At 39.2% G+C, this 17,854-nt stretch carries 18 protein-coding genes; 1 reads left to right on the forward strand and 17 read right to left on the reverse strand.

The features are described from left to right. Window positions 1-16 precede the first annotated feature (16 nt). The 6 genes from HWV00_RS17310 to glyA form a co-directional block, all read right to left on the reverse strand. Window positions 17-682 (reverse strand): riboflavin synthase, encoded by a 666-nt coding sequence (locus tag HWV00_RS17310; RefSeq protein WP_211683354.1) that lies wholly within the window; start codon window positions 680-682, stop codon window positions 17-19. Continuing rightward, the gene (ribD, locus tag HWV00_RS17315; protein WP_211683355.1) at window positions 682-2,010 is read right to left on the reverse strand and encodes a bifunctional diaminohydroxyphosphoribosylaminopyrimidine deaminase/5-amino-6-(5-phosphoribosylamino)uracil reductase RibD; all 1,329 of its coding nucleotides are present in this window, start codon (window positions 2,008-2,010) and stop codon (window positions 682-684) included. Before ribD ends, HWV00_RS17310 begins: the two co-directional genes overlap by 1 nt. Then, the gene (nrdR, locus tag HWV00_RS17320; protein WP_017221092.1) at window positions 1,982-2,431 is read right to left on the reverse strand and encodes a transcriptional regulator NrdR; all 450 of its coding nucleotides are present in this window, start codon (window positions 2,429-2,431) and stop codon (window positions 1,982-1,984) included. The genes ribD and nrdR overlap by 29 nt, the downstream gene beginning before the upstream one ends. Before the next feature lie 174 nt (window positions 2,432-2,605). After that, window positions 2,606-4,084 carry a DUF4124 domain-containing protein gene (locus tag HWV00_RS17325; protein ID WP_211683356.1) on the reverse strand — a complete coding sequence of 493 codons (1,479 nt, stop codon included), beginning with the start codon at window positions 4,082-4,084 and terminating at the stop codon, window positions 2,606-2,608. A gap of 181 nt (window positions 4,085-4,265) precedes the next feature. Then, complete coding sequence (locus HWV00_RS17330) at window positions 4,266-4,559, reverse strand: hypothetical protein (protein ID WP_255554758.1); 294 nt, start codon at window positions 4,557-4,559, stop codon at window positions 4,266-4,268. Between the two features lie 278 nt (window positions 4,560-4,837). Beyond that, window positions 4,838-6,091, reverse strand: coding sequence for a serine hydroxymethyltransferase (glyA, locus tag HWV00_RS17335; RefSeq protein ID WP_075477245.1), 1,254 nt, complete (start codon window positions 6,089-6,091; stop codon window positions 4,838-4,840). Between the two features lie 224 nt (window positions 6,092-6,315). Here glyA and torD point away from each other — a divergent pair, with 224 nt between their 5' ends. Continuing rightward, complete coding sequence (torD, locus tag HWV00_RS17340; RefSeq protein WP_211683357.1) at window positions 6,316-6,969, forward strand: molecular chaperone TorD; 654 nt, start codon at window positions 6,316-6,318, stop codon at window positions 6,967-6,969. Window positions 6,970-7,049: 80 nt separating this feature from the next. Here the strand turns inward: torD and galU are convergent, their stop codons facing one another. From galU to HWV00_RS17395, 11 genes are all read right to left on the reverse strand, one after another. Next, window positions 7,050-7,946 (reverse strand): UTP--glucose-1-phosphate uridylyltransferase GalU, encoded by an 897-nt coding sequence (gene galU, locus HWV00_RS17345; RefSeq protein WP_211683358.1) that lies wholly within the window; start codon window positions 7,944-7,946, stop codon window positions 7,050-7,052. 81 nt (window positions 7,947-8,027) lie between these two features. Then, on the reverse strand, window positions 8,028-9,035 hold the full coding sequence (locus HWV00_RS17350; RefSeq protein ID WP_211683361.1) for an NAD-dependent epimerase: 1,008 nt from the start codon (window positions 9,033-9,035) through the stop codon (window positions 8,028-8,030). Between the two features lie 46 nt (window positions 9,036-9,081). Beyond that, window positions 9,082-10,248 carry a nucleotide sugar dehydrogenase gene (locus HWV00_RS17355; protein ID WP_211683363.1) on the reverse strand — a complete coding sequence of 389 codons (1,167 nt, stop codon included), beginning with the start codon at window positions 10,246-10,248 and terminating at the stop codon, window positions 9,082-9,084. A gap of 49 nt (window positions 10,249-10,297) precedes the next feature. Next, on the reverse strand, window positions 10,298-11,002 hold the full coding sequence (locus tag HWV00_RS17360) for a class I SAM-dependent methyltransferase (protein WP_211683366.1): 705 nt from the start codon (window positions 11,000-11,002) through the stop codon (window positions 10,298-10,300). Between the two features lie 11 nt (window positions 11,003-11,013). Then, entirely contained in the window at window positions 11,014-11,682 is a 669-nt protein-coding gene (locus HWV00_RS17365; protein ID WP_255554762.1) for a PIG-L deacetylase family protein, read from the reverse strand. Further along, a complete protein-coding gene (locus HWV00_RS17370; protein WP_211683367.1) occupies window positions 11,682-12,896 on the reverse strand; it encodes a pyridoxal phosphate-dependent aminotransferase in 1,215 nt (404 codons plus the stop codon). The genes HWV00_RS17365 and HWV00_RS17370 overlap by 1 nt, the downstream gene beginning before the upstream one ends. 1 nt (window position 12,897) lies before the next feature. Next, a complete protein-coding gene (locus HWV00_RS17375; protein WP_211683369.1) occupies window positions 12,898-13,743 on the reverse strand; it encodes an amidohydrolase family protein in 846 nt (281 codons plus the stop codon). 14 nt (window positions 13,744-13,757) lie between these two features. Then, a complete protein-coding gene (locus tag HWV00_RS17380; protein WP_211683371.1) occupies window positions 13,758-15,017 on the reverse strand; it encodes an ATP-grasp domain-containing protein in 1,260 nt (419 codons plus the stop codon). 5 nt (window positions 15,018-15,022) lie between these two features. After that, window positions 15,023-16,072 carry an N-acetylneuraminate synthase family protein gene (locus HWV00_RS17385; protein ID WP_211683373.1) on the reverse strand — a complete coding sequence of 350 codons (1,050 nt, stop codon included), beginning with the start codon at window positions 16,070-16,072 and terminating at the stop codon, window positions 15,023-15,025. Next, the gene (gene pseG, locus HWV00_RS17390) at window positions 16,059-17,189 is read right to left on the reverse strand and encodes a UDP-2,4-diacetamido-2,4,6-trideoxy-beta-L-altropyranose hydrolase (protein ID WP_211683375.1); all 1,131 of its coding nucleotides are present in this window, start codon (window positions 17,187-17,189) and stop codon (window positions 16,059-16,061) included. The genes HWV00_RS17385 and pseG overlap by 14 nt, the downstream gene beginning before the upstream one ends. Further along, window positions 17,189-17,854, reverse strand: coding sequence for a formyltransferase family protein (locus tag HWV00_RS17395; protein ID WP_211683376.1), 666 nt, complete (start codon window positions 17,852-17,854; stop codon window positions 17,189-17,191). The genes pseG and HWV00_RS17395 overlap by 1 nt, the downstream gene beginning before the upstream one ends.

The raw sequence follows: 17,854 nt of genomic DNA on the forward strand, positions 1-17,854 counted from the left end.
ATCGTTAATAGATGTTTTACTTTAAAAATCCATTACTCGCAAGAAAATCCATAGTGATGCCTTGTTCAGGTGTACTTGATTCAGCGGCTTTATCACCTAGCATAATGCGTTCTAAATAACGGGCAATAACATCTACTTCTAAGTTAACTTTACGACCGACTACATAGCTTTCTATCGTTGTTTCTAATGCTGTATGCGGTACGATCGTCAATTTGAATTTAGCGCCATCAATCTCATTGATAGTTAAACTAATACCATCAATCGTAATAGAGCCTTTTTCGGCAATATAACGGGCTAATTCATTCGGTGCTTGTAACCAGTACTCAGTCGCACGACCAAGTTTAGTAATGTTAACAATCTCGGCAACACCGTCTACGTGCCCACTCACTAAGTGACCACCAAGACGTGTATTTAAGGTTAACGCTTTTTCTAAGTTTACCTTATCACCAATACGGTAATGCGCAAAACCAGAACGCTTAATCGTTTCCAATGACACATCAGCACGGTAACCATTGCTTAGTAATTCAACAACCGTCAGGCAAACGCCGTTGGTTGCGATGCTGTCACCTAGTTTCACATCACTTAAGTCAAGCTCACCACTGTCAACAGTGACGCTCACATCAGCCCCTTTTGGGGTTAAACCAGTGAGCGTACCCACGGTTTCAATAATTCCTGTAAACATTAGTATTCCGGTTTTGCTGTAATTCGAAGATCGTCACCGATCTGCGTGACATCGGTAAAGCTGAATGCAGGCACTTGCGCCATCTCAGTCAACTCGCTTAATACTGCTAATCCTCTGGCACTATCACCCATCAGCTTAGGTGCCAGATAAATAATTATCTCATCCACCAGCTTATTTTCAAGTAATGCACCAGCTAGCGTCGCTCCCGCCTCAACCCACAGGTCATTAATGTCCTGTTTTGCCAAGGCAATCATTAACTGCTTTAGATCTATGTTATGGTGGCAATCTTGGTTAATTTCAATTCGTGATACCGATTCATTAATGAATAATGGCTCTGCTGACAAGTTATTCTCAACAGCATTAACGCTTTTTTCAGTATCGGTCGCCAGATTTTGTTTACCATTAACTAATAATATTTTACCGGGCTGTGCGAATAATTTTAATTCGTTATCTGATTGAATTAGATGTTGATCTAATCGGCAATGATTATCCAAAACAACACGCGTAGGTTGACGAATTTGTTGCTCTGACGAGTCATTGAGAGATAAAGGATAATCAGCTTGGCTTGCACCTAACTCGCTATAACGAACATTCAGTGAGGCATCATCCATAATGACTGTACTCGCTGTTGATAAAATCGCATTAGCTTGCGCACGATAAACTTGGACATCAGAACGCGCAGCAGGTCCAGTGATCCATTTACTCTCACCGTTTTTAAGGGCTGTCCGTCCATCTAAACTCGCCGCCATTTTTAAGCGTACAAAGGGGCGTTGTTTCTGCATACGTAAAATAAAGCCTGGATTAAGTGCATGCGCTTGCTGACTTAACAAACCGATACGCACTTTAATACCAGCGGCAATCAATATTGCAACACCATTACCAGCAACTTTCGGATTTGGATCAACCATCGCAATCACGACTTCGTTTACATTCGCTTTAACTAAAGCTTCAGCACAAGGGGGCGTGCGGCCATAATGGCTACATGGTTCCAACGTGACGTAACAAGTAGCACCTTGTGCATCTTTACCCGCAGCAGCTAACGCATGCACTTCAGCATGTGCTTCGCCCGCACGTAAATGAAAGCCTTCACCAATAATCTCATCTTGTTTTACGATGACACAGCCAACATTTGGATTTGGCGCAGTCGTAAAGCGGCCTTGCTTTGCAAGCGTAACCGCTCGTTGCATATATCGAGTATCAGCATCGCTAAACTCACTTATTACAGCTAATTCATCAAGTAATAAATCAAGTTCAGCACGTGAATTTTTTGGTACAGTAAATGAAGTTTCAGATGCTGCTTTATTTGTCGAGCTTTGCGATTTCTTCATTAAATTCTTTTACATCTTCAAAAGAACGATAAACAGAAGCAAAACGTACATAAGCTACTTTATCGAGTTTTTTTAATACATCCATAACGAGTTCGCCAAGGAAACTAGATTCAACTTCACGCTCACCTGTCGCTCTTAAACTCGATTTGATCTGATTAATACCGAGTTCAATTTGCTCTGCGGCAACCGGGCGTTTTTCTAGCGCGCGATAAATACCATTAACCAATTTATCTTCGTTAAATGGTTCACGTTTATCATCTGTTTTAATGATACGTGGCATAACTAATTCTGCAGTTTCAAAGGTAGTAAAACGTTCATGACATTTCGCACACTCACGGCGGCGACGTACTTGATGGCCTTCAGCCACAAGACGAGAGTCGATAACTTTAGTTTCAGTCGCAGAACAAAATGGACAGAACATAAACAATCCTATTGAATAATATTATTCTGAGTTTATCGTTAAACAGCAGGCGGGTACAGAAAAGTGCAGATAATTTAGCGGAATTAATACATAAGTTAACAAATTGTTGAATAATCAGACGGTTTTAATCCCTCATATTAATGGGATAAAAACCGTCTGAGGTTTGAGCCTCGCTTATTCAGCGCTACGATTGACTTCGTTTACAAACTGACTTGATGCTTCAATACCTTGTCTGTCGAGTTGATTTGTTCCTGCACCCAATAACGGTAGACGTGCATTGCTATTATAACTTAATCGACTCAGCATTAAGGCCGAGCTCACTTGCTTTACAGCAGGTGACTTCACCTTATGAGACTCGTCGCTACTGCTACTAATCTCACTTTCGATCGCTTTAATTTGATCAGCGCTCTGCATTAACGCTTTATTTTTAGCTGTCGTAGTGTGACTTGCTTTCGTTCGCGTCGTTTGAACTGTTTTAACATGCGTAGTCGTTGGCGTTACATCCGATCCAAGTTTTGCACGGAATAATTTTTTATTAATTTCAGCTAAAAATTTATTTTGCACTTGTTCCTGAGTTACCTGCGGCTTGATGCTAATAGCTTTCGTTTTGCTGGCAAGGACTACAGCGTCAGACACTCTATCCACGTTATCAGAACGGTTTAATTTCTTTTTAATACCTGCTAAGAAAGCATTATTAGGTTTAACTTGAGTTTGGCTAGCCACGTCCACAACAGCGTGAGGTTCGGTAATCGTTGGTAATACTCCAACTTGCTCGGCCTGTTCAACTAACGGTGTATTAACAGCTACCATCGCAGAAGAAACCATAGATGCTTCAACGGGATCAAGAATATAATTAGCTTCTGGTTGCTGGATTGCTTTAGCTCTACTTTCGATTTTCGGAGATTCAAGCGATTTAGCGTTAGCAATATCAATGGTTTTCATCACTTTAGGTACTGGTGTTATTTCTATCTGCTTATTACGTTTTAATTTATTTTGAATTTGCGCTAAGAATTTGTTTGAATCTTGTCTTTTTCGCGTAGGTTCAACATGCTCAATGACGCTTAATGTCTGAACCTGTGTCGATGCAAGCGTAGAAGGTACAATCGGTTGAGCTAAATCGCCTGCTTTTGTTACAGAACCGTAGGCACGTTTATGGATCCCCGCCATAAAGCTATTAACAGGTCGCTTTTGCTTAGTTGGTTTTTGATTGAGCTCTGTCATGTTATTTGCAACAACAAGCGCTTTTTCTTTTGCGATGGCGTCTTGCTTAGCAATAGTCAACGCTCGCTGTTCTGCTTGCTGGCGTGCTAATTGTTGCTCAATTAATACAAGTTGAGGATCACGACGTGTGAGCACCTTTTCAACTTGGCGCTCAACATTTGCGTTCGCTACAATATCATCAAGGCCATCCAGTAAGTTGTTACCTTTAGTCACCGCCAAATCGTTAACGACATCATTCATATCGGCTTGTTGACGACTTGCACGACTTTGTGCTGCATTTTTCTCCACTATTTGACGTGGAAACTGACTATAATGCATCGCACCATCAGCATCGCGCCAACTGTATACTTTAGCAAACGTTGAATAGCTCATCGAGCCACAGACTAACGCTAATATTAAGCGTTTATAATTACCGATTGAATTCAGCATCATCCCTTATACCTCACTCTATTTATTGCTTAAACTTGAGCATTCCTTCCCAAGTATCTATGTCACCATCGCTCTAACCACAAAACAGAACCAAATGTTGCAACTATGTTAACACCAAGCATGGGGAATTTAAAACTTTCCCGTTAAATTCCACCTTACAGACGTCACAATTAAAATAATTTATTTACGAGCAATTAAATATCAACGTATTTAATATACGGTTTGCATCCGAGTAACGGTTCGTTAGCTCTGCGTGTTTACCATATTTACCGCAATGTTCCTGAGCCATATCGACCACGTCAATCGTTTCAAATTCACCAAGTTGATATTCGTACGACGCACCATTTTCAGTTTTAGTTAATATATCAACAGAAGTGCAGCCCGTCATAACCACAACAAACACAGCAATACTCACCTTTTTAGTGATTTGCATAGGCGTGTTGTGAAAAATGGTCTTTACCAGAAACTTATTCATCATATTTCCCATCCTTGGTCTATAAAATTAGGTTCACAGCCACACTTAGGTGGTGTGTAATGACAGCTGATCATACGATCCTAACGCAGTAAAAAAGCATGGAAATAGCATGACTTTAGGTATGGAGAGGTATTAGAAAATATGAAATGGTGTAAACAGGCACAAAAAAACCGTAAACAATAACCTACTCACTAGGTATCATTTACGGTTAGTCAATCGATCACATTTTAAGACCTATTCAGCCTCTCAATCGATACTTATATAAACATTATGCATAGAGATTATTTGTATACTGGGTATTCTGCACATAGCGCTTGTACGTTAGCACGTACCGTTGCAGCTACATCTTCATTACCGATGTTATCTAATACGTCACACATCCAACCAGCAAGTTCACCAGCTTTATCAGCAGGGATACCACGGCGAGCTAGTGCAGGCGTACCGATACGTAGACCAGATGTAACAAATGGTGAACGTGGATCGTTAGGTACAGAGTTTTTGTTTACTGTGATATGCGCATTACCCAGTGCAGCATCTGCATCTTTACCTGAGTATTCTTTGCCAATCAGATCAACTAAGAATAGGTGATTTTCAGTACCGTTAGAAACGATTTTGAAACCACGTTCTTGTAATACTGCAACCATGCTTTTCGCACAATCAAGTACATTTTGTTGGTAAACCGCAAATTCAGGTTCCATCGCTTCTTTAAATGCAACCGCTTTAGCAGCGATAACGTGCATTAAAGGACCACCTTGACCACCAGGGAAGATTGCTGAGTTTAATTTTTTCTCAATCACTTCATCTGCTTGCGCAAGGATAAGACCACCACGTGGACCACCTAATGTTTTATGCGTCGTTGTAGTAACAACGTGTGCATGTTTCATTGGATTTGGATATAGGCCAGCAGCAACTAAACCTGCAACGTGTGCCATATCAACAAATAGGAAAGCACCTACTTTATCAGCGATTTCACGGAATTTAGCCCAATCAACAACACCTGAGTATGCAGAGAAACCAGCAACAATCATTTTTGGCTGATGTTCAATTGCTAACGCTTCAACTTCAGCGTAATCTAGCTCACCCGTTTCAGGGTTGATTCCGTACTGAACTGAATTGTAAATTTTACCCGAGAAGCTAACGCTTGCACCGTGTGTTAAGTGACCACCATGAGCAAGGCTCATGCCTAGTACAGTATCACCTGGTTTAACTAATGCCATGTAAACTGCAGCATTTGCTTGTGAACCAGAGTGTGGTTGTACATTCGCGTAATCAGCACCAAATAATTGCTTAGCACGTTCAATTGCTAAAGACTCAGCAATATCAACATACTCACAACCGCCATAATAGCGTTTGCCTGGGTAGCCTTCTGCATACTTATTCGTAAGCTGAGAGCCTTGAGCTTCCATTACGCGTGGGCTTGTATAGTTCTCTGAAGCAATAAGCTCGATATGATCTTCCTGACGAGTTACTTCTTGTGTCATTGCTGCCCATAATTCTGCATCATAGTCAGCTATATTCATATCACGTGTAAACATCCGTTTTCTCCTGATTGAGATAATACAAGTTGGTTTAAACTAAATTTCGCGGATATTGTAACGCGAGTGTTAGTAAGTTCCTACTAGAAAGACTTGAGAAAATTTCAATTTTGCGTGAAAAGACTGCATTTTAATTTAACTTTGATCAAAACTGACTCCCCGGTTAAATTAATTCCGCTATAATACGCGCCAACCTTAGTACTCAACCTCATTTGGAGTCCACAATGGATGAACTAACCCAATTATGCCAAACCCGTTCAGAGATCTACTGGTGGCTTTCAACCACATTAGCAGCAGAGCTAACCGACGAACAACTTGGTCAATATCAATCAGCTGAAATCCAAGGTTTTTTACAAGGGTTAGCAGCAACACCAGCATTAACAGCTTCAGCAGAGAAGTTAATCAGTGCCCTAGCCGCCGCTAATTTACGTAATGATGCACGCTTAGAATTATGTGCCGATTACGCACAAGTATTTCTAGGCAACAGCAAATCATCAGCGCCACCGTATGCATCGGTATTCACTAGTGAAGAAGGTCATTTGATGCAAGAAGCATATCAAAAGATGACTGCGCTATTAGACGAGCATAATATTAATATCAATGAAAAATACAGCGAACCAGCAGATCACATTGCTATTCAACTTGATTTCATGGGTAACTTAATCTTAAAAACGTTGGATTCTGAATCAGAAGAAGAGATCCGCGCTAACTTTGCACTACAGCATGATTTCCTAGAAACTCATCTGCTTAACTGGTTAGGTGACTTTGAGATTAAAGTAAAAGATTGTGATAAGTTCGGTTTTTATGCAGCCGTTGTTGAACTGCTATTAGCATTCGCACAATTAGACTCTGATTGGTTAGAAACTGAATTAGATTAATTTCTATTTAGATACAACAAAGGGCTATTAACAGCCCTTTGTTTTCATTACATTATCGCTTTAAACATTCACTGAGCGTCTTATTTCAAACCACTGATAAATGCTTGTAAATCAGCGCCTACATCAGGGTGACGTAAGCCATATTCAATGAATGCCTTCATGTAACCCAGCTTCGAACCACAGTCATGCAACTTACCGCTAATGTGGAAAGCTTCAACTGTTTCTAACGTCATAAGGTCATCAATCGCATCTGTCAATTGAATTTCATCACCAGCACCTGGAGCGGTACGCGCTAGCAACTCCCAGATTGCAGCAGGTAACACATAACGTCCTGCAACAGCTAAATTAGATGGCGCCTTGTCTTGCGCTGGTTTCTCAATCACCGCTGTCATCTTAGTTGATTCACCAGCGCTAAGTTCAACACCAGCACAATCTGCAACACCGTAACCAGACACTAAATTCATCGGCACAGGTTCAACCATGATCTGACTAAAGCCTGTTTCATCAAAACGACGCATCATGCTTGCTAAGTTTTCAGTTTTTAGATCCGCACTCACTTCATCCATCAATACATCAGGCAGTACCACAGCAAACGGTTCATCACCAATAATTGGTTTTGCACACAATACAGCATGCCCTAAACCTTTCGCCACACCTTGACGAATGTGCATTATCGTCACGCCTTTTGGTGCAATCGCTTGAACTTCAGCTAATAGTTGACGTTTAACACGATGCTCTAGTGTCGATTCTAGTTCAAATGATGTATCAAAATGGTTTTCAATCGCATTTTTTGATGCATGTGTGACAAGCACGATCTCTGTAATACCTGCAGCTGCACATTCATTAACGATATATTGAATCAGAGGTTTATCTGCCACTGGTAACATTTCTTTTGGAATCGCTTTCGTTGCTGGCAACATACGAGTGCCTAACCCTGCAACAGGAATGACCGCTTTTGTTATCTTAGTCTGTTTCAACTTTTATTATCCTTGTTAACCTTTCTCTTAGGTTTGTAATTTTATTTTTTGTATTTGATAAATGAAATAATAATGCAAACGCTACACCTTATAAAAGTCACGATACCAATCAACAAAGGCTTTAACCCCTTCTTTCACTTTTATTTTCGAAGTATAGCCTGTGACTTCAAATAGATCTTGCGTATCAGCATAAGTCGCATAAACATCACCGGGCTGCATCGGCATGAAATTTTTATTAGCTGTAATGCCTAATGAATCTTCCAACGCTTCAATGTAATCCATGAGTTTAACTGGGCTACCATGACCGATATTATAAACACGGTACGGCGCACTGCTTGTTGCAGGACTACCCGTTTCTACTTTCCAATCTGCATCCGGCGCTGGGATTACATCTTGGATCTGTAAAACACCTGCGACAATATCATCGATGTAAGTAAAGTCGCGTAACATATCGCCATTGTTATATACGTCAATTTGCTCACCCGCGATAATCGCTTTCGTAAACTTGAACAACGCCATATCCGGACGACCCCAAGGACCATATACAGTGAAAAAACGCAGTCCAGTGGTCGGTACACCGTATAAGTGTGAGTACGTATGGGCCATCAATTCATTTGATTTCTTCGATGCTGCATATAACGAAATAGGATGATCAACACTATCACTTGTACTAAACGGCGTTTTATTATTTAATCCATAGACCGAGCTTGATGATGCATAAACTAAATGCTTCACCTTATTATTACGACAGCCTTCTAATACCGTTAAGAAACCCGTTAAATTACTATCGGCATACGCCATTGGATTATCAATTGAATAACGCACGCCAGCTTGCGCAGCAAGGTGAATAACACGGTCAAATTGATGTTCCGTAAATAAGGCTGCAACACCATCACGATCAGCCAGATCAAGTTCAATAAAACTAAATAATGCTGACTTTTTTGCATTAGCTAAACGAGCGAACTTTAAATTCACATCGTAATAATCATTTAAATTATCGACACCGACAACTTGATGGCCTTGTTGGCATAATAGTTCTGCACAGCGGGAGCCAATAAAGCCAGCAGCGCCGGTAATTAAATATTTCATCTATTTCGCTTTTATTAATTTAAATAGCAGTTTAATCATTACTGAGCTAGTCGTTACCAAATAAGTCACGAGTATAGACTTTATCCGCAACATCAAGCAATTCATCCGCTAGGCGGTTCGATACTATGACATCAGAAAGCGCTTTAAATTCATTTAGATCAGTCAGTACAGGTGATTTAAAAAATTCACTTTCTGTTAATACTGGCTCATACACCACAACCTTAATACCTTTGGCTTTAATCCGTTTCATGATGCCTTGAATCGATGATGCACGGAAATTATCAGAACCCGATTTCATGATTAAACGATAAACACCGACGACTTGTGGATTTTTCGCAATAATAGCATCTGCAATATGATCTTTACGCGTCGAGTTTGCATCAACTATCGCGCTAATTAAACTATTAGGCACATTTTCATAGTTAGCACGTAATTGTTTCGTGTCTTTAGGTAAACAATAACCACCATAACCAAATGATGGATTATTATAGTGACTACCAATGCGTGGGTCTAAACCTACACCTTGAATAATTTGACGCGCATCTAGCCCATGCGTTTCAGCATAACTATCTAACTCATTAAAATAAGCAACACGCATAGCAAGGTAGGTATTAGAAAAAAGTTTAACCGCTTCTGCTTCTGTTGAATCAGTAAACAATACATCGATATCAGTTTTAACCGCGCCTTGAGTTAACAGACTCGCAAAAACTTCTGCTCGCTCAGATTGTTCACCGACAATAATACGTGATGGATGTAAGTTGTCATATAATGCACTTCCCTCACGTAAGAATTCTGGCGAGAATAAAATGTTATCGCAACCAAGACGCTGTTTTACTTCTTTAGTATAACCAACAGGCACCGTAGATTTAATCACCATGACTGCATTGGGATTAATCCCCATGACATCTTTTATCACCGATTCCACAGATTTAGTATTAAAGTAGTTATGTACAACATCGTAATCAGTCGGCGTTGCGATAATCACATAATCAGCATCCGCATAAGCAAACTGTTTATCTGTTGTCGCAGTAAGATCAAGCTCTTTATTGGTGAGAAAATCTTCAATTTCATCATCTGAAATAGGTGATTTTTTATCATTAATAAGATCCACTTTTTCGGCAATAATGTCTAAAGCAATCACGTTATTGTGCTGTGCTAATAACACTGCATTAGAAAGACCTACGTAACCTGTGCCAGCGATAGTAATGTTCATGAAGTGTACCTAAATATATAAAGCGTAAATATTTATTAATATTAACTCTTTATTTAATAACAAATCCTGTTGGACTGCGAGAAAAACTTAACTGCTGAATGCTTCTATTACCAATAATAGATTGCACAACATCAGATTCATAAGGTGAACTTGGATGGTTATAATGATCAAGCATTAAGATGCCACCTGGACTAAGTTTATCCCAAAATAACGGTAATGCCTTTTCTAGTACTTCTTGAACACCGCAATCCATGAAAATGAATTTAAAGCGTAACCATTTATTATGCGAAAAATATGCATCAAGTTCCTGAGTTAAGTCCATGTTCTCAATAGTGATCCTATCATCATAACCTTGCGCCTTGATTAGCTCTTCTAATGTTTCTTGATCACCTTTATAAAAAATAGATTCAGTTGCATCAGATGATTCACAGTTTGTTCCCTCAAACCAATCAAAGCCATATAAATCAGTATTTGAATGAGGTTCAAGTAGATGACTTAACTTCGCAAGCGTTAGTAAAGATGCACCTTTCCAAGTGCCCACATCAGCAATAGCGCCAGATATATTGACCACCTTTTGATACGCTTCATAGAATGTTAAAAATCGAGCTAAATTCACCTGCCCTACATACAAGGGAAATTGAAAAATAACATCTTCAACATCAACATTTTCTTTATCTATGCCTGCGATATAATCAAAGTATTGCTTATCTTCTTTTAAAAATTTATTTTTTCTAACGCTGAGTGGCTGTGCCATGTACTTTCCTATTACTTAATAATTCGTTCAATTTGAAAACTTTCTGCTTTTTCAAGACCAACATTAGCGCCTCTAAGAATAGCCAGAGCCTCAATAGCTTTTATACTTCGGCTATGAGGGAACGCCCGCATTTCTTCTTTATATTCGAGTAAAGCCTTTTCTTTTTTAGACCAGAAATCGCTGATATCGACAAAAAAATTAGGGTTGAATTTATGACTTGAATAAGAATTCCATTCCGTTGATGATGGCACTTCAAAACAATAAATTTCTTTCACTGAGTAAGCACACTGAGGGCGACACGCCGTCATGACAGCTTGGTGAGTTATGCGGTGATCGATATTCAAATCATCAGAAAAATGTGTATATATTATCTCTGGATTAACTTTATTAATCACTAATTCAACTTTTTTAACAACCTCAATCAAAGACAATTTATCCATCATATTATCAGGACAGTCTTCAAAAAAAATGGATGATACACCCAGTATATTCAATGCTGACGTTGCCGATTGTTGGCGAATAATTGACTCTTTATCTCCAGAGCCACATCTTGCTGACACGCCATTCGTCATGAAGATAACAGAGACACTATCACCATTATCGATATGTCTGGCTATCGAACCGCCACAACCAAGTACTTCATCATCAGGATGGGCAGCGACCACTAATATTGATTTCATTATGACTCCATTAACTCTAAACCAGCATCCCTGACAAGTGACATGATTTCATCTTGATTAATAACCACATTATCAACCACATCATGGATGATATGTAATGCTTGAGTAATTGTCTCTATAGACTCGGCACCCACCGAAATACGAATGAAATCAGCCGTACTCTGGCCATATGCGATACCAGGAACAACTGCTATCGCATATTTTGCGAGTAAATATAATGCGAGATCAAATGTAGAACCTTGAAATACTTCCACATTCAGAAATATGTAAAAAGTGGCACAGCCGGGTAAATAAGACATCCCAAGCTTATCTATAACTTTTAATACTTGTTGTCTCTTTTCTGTAACCAACAGCGCCTGAGGTAAGGTTGCAGCCAATAAAGTATCAAAATGTTTATCCAGATAAAGCATCAACAATGTCGGCGCACAAGTAATTAGGTGCTGATTAAGCTTGAGTAATTGCTTTATCATGGCCGGATTACTGATCACATACCCTATTCGCCAACCTGACATTCCAAAGTTTTTAGACAACGAATTAACAATAAACAAGTTATCTTTATCTGCTAATACACAGCCAGCAGAAACAAAATCATGGCCTAAAACAAAATCACTGTACGCTTCATCAACAAGTAAAAACACACCTCGTTGTTTACACTGTTGATAAAGGCTGATTAATTCATCTTTACTGTATAGCTTACCTTGAGGATTGTTTGGATTATTAATAATCAACAGCTTCGTTTTATCATGAAAATATTGCTGAAAATGATCAATTTTTTCATGATAAGGAATAAATTTGGCTTCACCACCCGCTAACCGAGCTTGCTCTTGATAACTCAACCAAGCAGGTTCATGAATTAGTACTTCATCATCACGCTGCAATACCGTAAGCATGCACATAAAAATAGCGGCTTTTGACCCCGCTGTAAGTAAAATATCCGAATCCGAATTGAGTGGTGCATCATATTGGCGGCCATAAAATACCGCAATTTTTTCCCGTAAACTTGGCAAGCCTAAACTGTCAGAATAGTGATAACCTTGCTCTAAATCGATATCATTATAATCAAACTTGGGAATATCAAAAAATGCTTCTCCAAGCGAAAGCGAAATCACCGTTTTACCACGACGTTTTAAATCATAAACAGCTTGATTGATATAGACCGACAGTGCTTGTGGGATCTGCTGTACAATAGGGTTAATACCCATTTTTGAATCCACGTTATTTACCTAAGAAAGAATTGAAATTGTCATGTAAAATCGCTGTTAGTTGATGTGTAGATAAACCATATTCAGCAGCAAAAATATCCAAATCTGCCAGCGCTTGCTGAAATTCAATAAAGGGTTGATCAGAACCAAATATAAAACGGCCATAACCGACTCTCATCATCGAAAAGTGCAAATCTTGCCACACCGAACTGCCTTTCCAGTAGCTTAATGATAACGATAAGTCAGCATAGATATTCTGATGCTGAGCCATTAATGACATGACATCTAATACTTTCGGTCCACCAAAATGCAGTGCAAGTAGTCGACCTGAAAAACCATTTTTCAATACGAAGGCACACAATTCAACACCGTTAATATCATACAAACGATCTGTGCCATACGAACAATCAACAGCGACCCACATACCACACTGAGCGGCAATAACAGCTAACGCTTGCACTCGAGTATATTGCTCTCGCGTTATTTTTTGTAAATAAGGGTGGAATTTAATCCCTGAGATGCCATATTTTTTTGCTGATGCAATATGCTGCTCTGCATTAGAATCTAAAGGATCGATAAGCACCGTAATATAATGGCCATCTTGCAATTTAAGATTCGCACCAAATTCATCCAAGCGCTTAGCAAAATCAGAATCTAATATCATAAAATTAGCGTTAGCTAAACCAAGAGCATTAGCACGTTGAACAGCTGCAGCTAAAGTTGCTTCAACATCATGCTTGCAAATATTAAATTCCACATCGATTGCATGGTCTAACAATGCTTTATGCTCAGGCGTTTGCAAGTCAACACCGTCAGGCGTTACTGGTAAATGGAAGTTACAATCTGAAATAATGCGCATATTTAATACCAATTTTAATAAACAACAGGGTTAGTCACACGACCATCAGCCATGGTAAATTGAATTGCACTTAATATTTTCGTGATTAATTGAGATTTTTTATCCGTATTATTATTACGTTTCTCATGAATAATAATAAAGCCGTGGCGATTGGCATCATTACTGACAGCATCAATATAATCGCCCTCATTTATCATGACTTTATAATTTACAAGTCCTTCCAAAGACGTCAGTTCATCCGTATAAGTAACACTTTCCAACTGCCCATCTATCGGAATATAAAAAAATAATAAGTCAGTTGGGGTTGCTGCAACTTGTTTGTAATCGATAGTATTCTCGAGCCCTACACAATCAGTGACTAGCTTATTAGCAAAATCAATTCCAGTAACCGAATGTAAGATATCCGTTGAAGTAAAACAGCCACCACCTCGATTCGCAATTTCAATTAAATAAATATCGTCATGACGATCAATCATATATTCGGCATGTGTCATACCAAACTTTAACCCCAATGCATTAACAACCTGAATATTATTATCCATCGCTTGCTTATAAAGCAAAGATGGGAGGTTGCCCGGATAGCTAATACCAATCGCAACTTGCGTCTGCTCATCTACCATCATTTTACAGGCTAACGCGAGAGACTGTGCCCCTTGTTTCAAATCAACATAGCCATCAACAGTGATCTGAGTACCTATAATAAACTCCTCTACAAGTACTTGTCTTGCAGGGCTATTATTTAAAGCACTAACAAAAGCAGTCATGACTTCATCGTCATTACAAACTTTACTCACCCCAAAACTACCACGACTGTCCACTGGTTTTAAGATAATCGGATAACCTATTTGAATTGCGAATTGCTTCGCTTGTTGTGGTGTTAAGCACAAAGCATAATCGGGTTGTTTTATAGCGGGATCTTGTAGCTTAATACGCTCTCTCTGTAAGAGTTTATTTGTCGTTAATAATGCATGCTCTACACTAATATTCTGGCAGTTAAGCACTTCAGATACGACCGCCGCAGCATAAATAGCATGATCACATTGGTCCGCAATAACCGCATCAATATGATTTATATGAGCAAACTCAATTATGTTTTCTATATCAAAGTAATCACTGATTAAGGTATCAATAATACGATTATCCTGCACATAATCGAGGTGATTTACAGCAAATATATTGCAGCCTAATTGAAATAATTGCTCAATATATGATTGCTGCTCCCAGCCCAGATTAATCAACAAGACGTTCTTGTTCACTACCGATTTGTTTTCCATTATCATTAATCCACAAGACCATCTGTTAAATGGTGCCATTCCAGCATGTCATTTTTTGCCAATTCTGTTTTTACGCTAAATTTTTCAATTAGAGCGAGATGCTCGCGCGCAATGCCACCCTCTCCACGCTTAAGGATAAAATCAGTTGCCATTACAGGCTTACCAACTGCTATCTCATGCTTAGCAACAAATTTCATAGCGATACGCTGGCGGTGCCCCGTCTCCCACTCAGTAAGCGGCGCTTTTCGACCATCGCCTAAGCCAACTTTGATATCATGAATTTGTTCCACCATCGCTTTAAATTCAGCAGGCTCACTAGCAAAATGATGATCTGGACCTGAGCCATTTTTATCAAGTGTAAAATGTTTTTCAATAACTGATGCACCCAAGGCTACAGCCGACACTGGGAAGTGGATCCCTAATGTATGATCACTATAACCGACGAGGCAATTGTAGGTATTTCTTAATGTTGTAATAAAAGATAAATTAGCATTTCCAGCTGGTGTCGGATATTGAGAAACACAATGTAATAACACCACATCACGGATGCTTTCATTAATACAAAGATTCATCATACGGTCAATATCGCCGATATCACTCAGGCCGACAGACATAATAAGCGGTAGTTGATACTCTTTTGCCGCTAAAGTTATTTCAGGATATAAATCAAACTGTGGTGAGGCTATTTTAAATGCGGGGGAGCCAACATCGGCCAATAACTTAACAGCTTCAAGATAAGTAGGTGCAGATAAGAAGTCGATATTACGCTTAGCACAATGCGCAGCAAGACTCGCATACCATTGCTCAGAGAGTTCAATTAGATTAAATAGGTCTTTAATATCATCGCCAGTTCTATCTTGATGGTATAGAGCATCAAAATTTAATGATTGAAATTTTGCTGCATCAGCACCACAATCAGCCGCTGCATCGATCATCTCAATTGCTTTTGTTAGTGACTGGTCATGGTTAGAACCGATTTCGGCAATAATATAAGTAGGGTCGTCTGCTGAAATACATTTTTTACCTATTTGTATTTCCTGACTAAAGTTTTTCATTCAACATCTCTTTTAATTTTTTTACAACTCGATTAGCACCATGACCATCACAAAGCAGTGCCGCATTTTTAGATTGTAAGTAGCGTTTATCAGCATCATTAATTAGTAGTGCCATCGCCACATTCATTTCAGCATTAAAATCGTTAATATCAATAATCTCCGCCCCCCCATTATCCGCTAATGCTTGAGCAATATCTAATTGATTATTTTCAAATGCAACAATGATCGAAGGTAAACCGAGCACAGCCCGCTCCCAACATGCACTACCCGCAGCACCAATAGCTAAATCAGCCTTCGCTGTTAATAACGCCATCTCATTCGTATCTATGTGCAAATTAATTAACCAACCTTGTGCGACTAAGCCTTTAATTAGAGTATTGATTGAATCAAGATGTGCATTACAGCTTCCACATACAACATGATAATGAACTCTACTAGGCTCGCCGGTTAATAAAGATAAAAATGATGATGTTAAGTTAAGTGGGTCAGAACCGCCAAACGTCACCAATATACGATTTACAGTTCGTTGAGATTGACGTAAAGCTAACGTATCATCGCGTAAATGAACAAAACTATTATTAATCAGTGCGAACTGGGTTCCAGCTAAAATAACACTCTCGCCAGCTGGCGCATATTCGGATTCAGCGCGCCCTAAGGTCGGGTCTAGAATTATATCAGCAATCAATGGAATGGAGGAAATAGGTGGTCGGTCAGACATCCTTAATAACAGGTCTGTCGATTTTTTTACTGTCGATTCCCAACATGCTTCAATGCCATAATGATCGGCAATCGCAACTTTTTGTTGCGCATCGACGGTTCTCATTATAGCTATAAATTCAGCTGCATCGGACAACGGTGGTACACCTAACCAGCTTTGATAAACTAGTTTATCACCGACCTTATCTGTTTTTTGTTCATTGGCCCCCGCTGCTAACAAATGTAATTTAAAACCACGATTTACAACCAACTGATGATCGTAATCACCATGTTCACGACATATAAAGTGTGACTCAACACCTTGTGTTAGCGCGACCTCTGCTAATGTTAGACTGCGATATAAGTGCCCTAAACCAATTTTACTTGAAACATCGACGCGAAAAAAAAAAGCAATACTCACTATTTATCAACCTCGCTTGCTTTCGAGATTTGTAATATATACTTTTCATCATTGTGATAAAAAAATGCAGGATAACGTTCATTATCAACAATGCGTAATAAATTAAACTGCTCACGAATAGTCATGTCCATATTAAGTTCACTATCCTGCGGCCTACGACGTTTAAAAAAGCTAGAATCCCCCATTTGAGCATCACCATGTTTGGGCAAAGGTTCATCTAAATAGCGCATACACAAGTCTGACGTTTTATGACCTTGTAAATTGCGTAACTCATCATTTAGCTCATTTCCCGTCAGATAAATGTAGTCTTTATAGATAATATCACCCGCATCAACGTCCTCAGCAGCAGCTAATAAGCAGAAGCATATTTTTGACTCTCCATTGAGTACTTGCCAAGACAAAGGAGCAAAGCCTTTACCTTTAGGTAAATCACTTTCATGTATCAATAAATTTTGATAATTCAAAGCCAATACTTCAGCAGGAGCAATATGCACACAACCGAGAAAAAAAGCCACGCCACCGCTCAATATTTCATTATGCTCTCGACATAACTTAGCGTTATGTCCTTGTTGATTAATTAAAGTAACCAATTTATGAGCGAAGGGTAAAATCCAGCTATCATTATCAACAACGACAGATACATTACGTCGATTATGCCACCACAT

This window comes from Moritella sp. 24 (genome assembly GCF_018219155.1).
Classification (GTDB): Bacteria; Pseudomonadota; Gammaproteobacteria; order Enterobacterales; family Moritellaceae; genus Moritella.

Bases quoted from the DNA above. Each gene is read 5' to 3' on its own strand.
- HWV00_RS17330 (WP_255554758.1), bottom strand. From the start codon at position 4,559: ATGATGAATAAGTTTCTGGTAAAGACCATTTTTCACAACACGCCTATG.
- HWV00_RS17325 (WP_211683356.1), bottom strand. From the start codon at position 4,084: ATGATGCTGAATTCAATCGGTAATTATAAACGCTTAATATTAGCGTTA.
- ribD (WP_211683355.1), bottom strand. From the start codon at position 2,010: ATGAAGAAATCGCAAAGCTCGACAAATAAAGCAGCATCTGAAACTTCA.
- glyA (WP_075477245.1), bottom strand. From the start codon at position 6,091: ATGTTTACACGTGATATGAATATAGCTGACTATGATGCAGAATTATGG.
- HWV00_RS17365 (WP_255554762.1), bottom strand. From the start codon at position 11,682: ATGAAATCAATATTAGTGGTCGCTGCCCATCCTGATGATGAAGTACTT.
- HWV00_RS17375 (WP_211683369.1), bottom strand. From the start codon at position 13,743: ATGCGCATTATTTCAGATTGTAACTTCCATTTACCAGTAACGCCTGAC.
- HWV00_RS17380 (WP_211683371.1), bottom strand. From the start codon at position 15,017: ATGGAAAACAAATCGGTAGTGAACAAGAACGTCTTGTTGATTAATCTG.
- HWV00_RS17395 (WP_211683376.1), bottom strand. From the start codon at position 17,854: ATGTGGTGGCATAATCGACGTAATGTATCTGTCGTTGTTGATAATGAT.
- HWV00_RS17360 (WP_211683366.1), bottom strand. From the start codon at position 11,002: ATGGCACAGCCACTCAGCGTTAGAAAAAATAAATTTTTAAAAGAAGAT.
- torD (WP_211683357.1), top strand. From the start codon at position 6,316: ATGGATGAACTAACCCAATTATGCCAAACCCGTTCAGAGATCTACTGG.
- nrdR (WP_017221092.1), bottom strand. From the start codon at position 2,431: ATGTTCTGTCCATTTTGTTCTGCGACTGAAACTAAAGTTATCGACTCT.
- HWV00_RS17310 (WP_211683354.1), bottom strand. From the start codon at position 682: ATGTTTACAGGAATTATTGAAACCGTGGGTACGCTCACTGGTTTAACC.
- HWV00_RS17385 (WP_211683373.1), bottom strand. From the start codon at position 16,072: ATGAAAAACTTTAGTCAGGAAATACAAATAGGTAAAAAATGTATTTCA.
- HWV00_RS17350 (WP_211683361.1), bottom strand. From the start codon at position 9,035: ATGAAATATTTAATTACCGGCGCTGCTGGCTTTATTGGCTCCCGCTGT.
- HWV00_RS17355 (WP_211683363.1), bottom strand. From the start codon at position 10,248: ATGAACATTACTATCGCTGGCACAGGTTACGTAGGTCTTTCTAATGCA.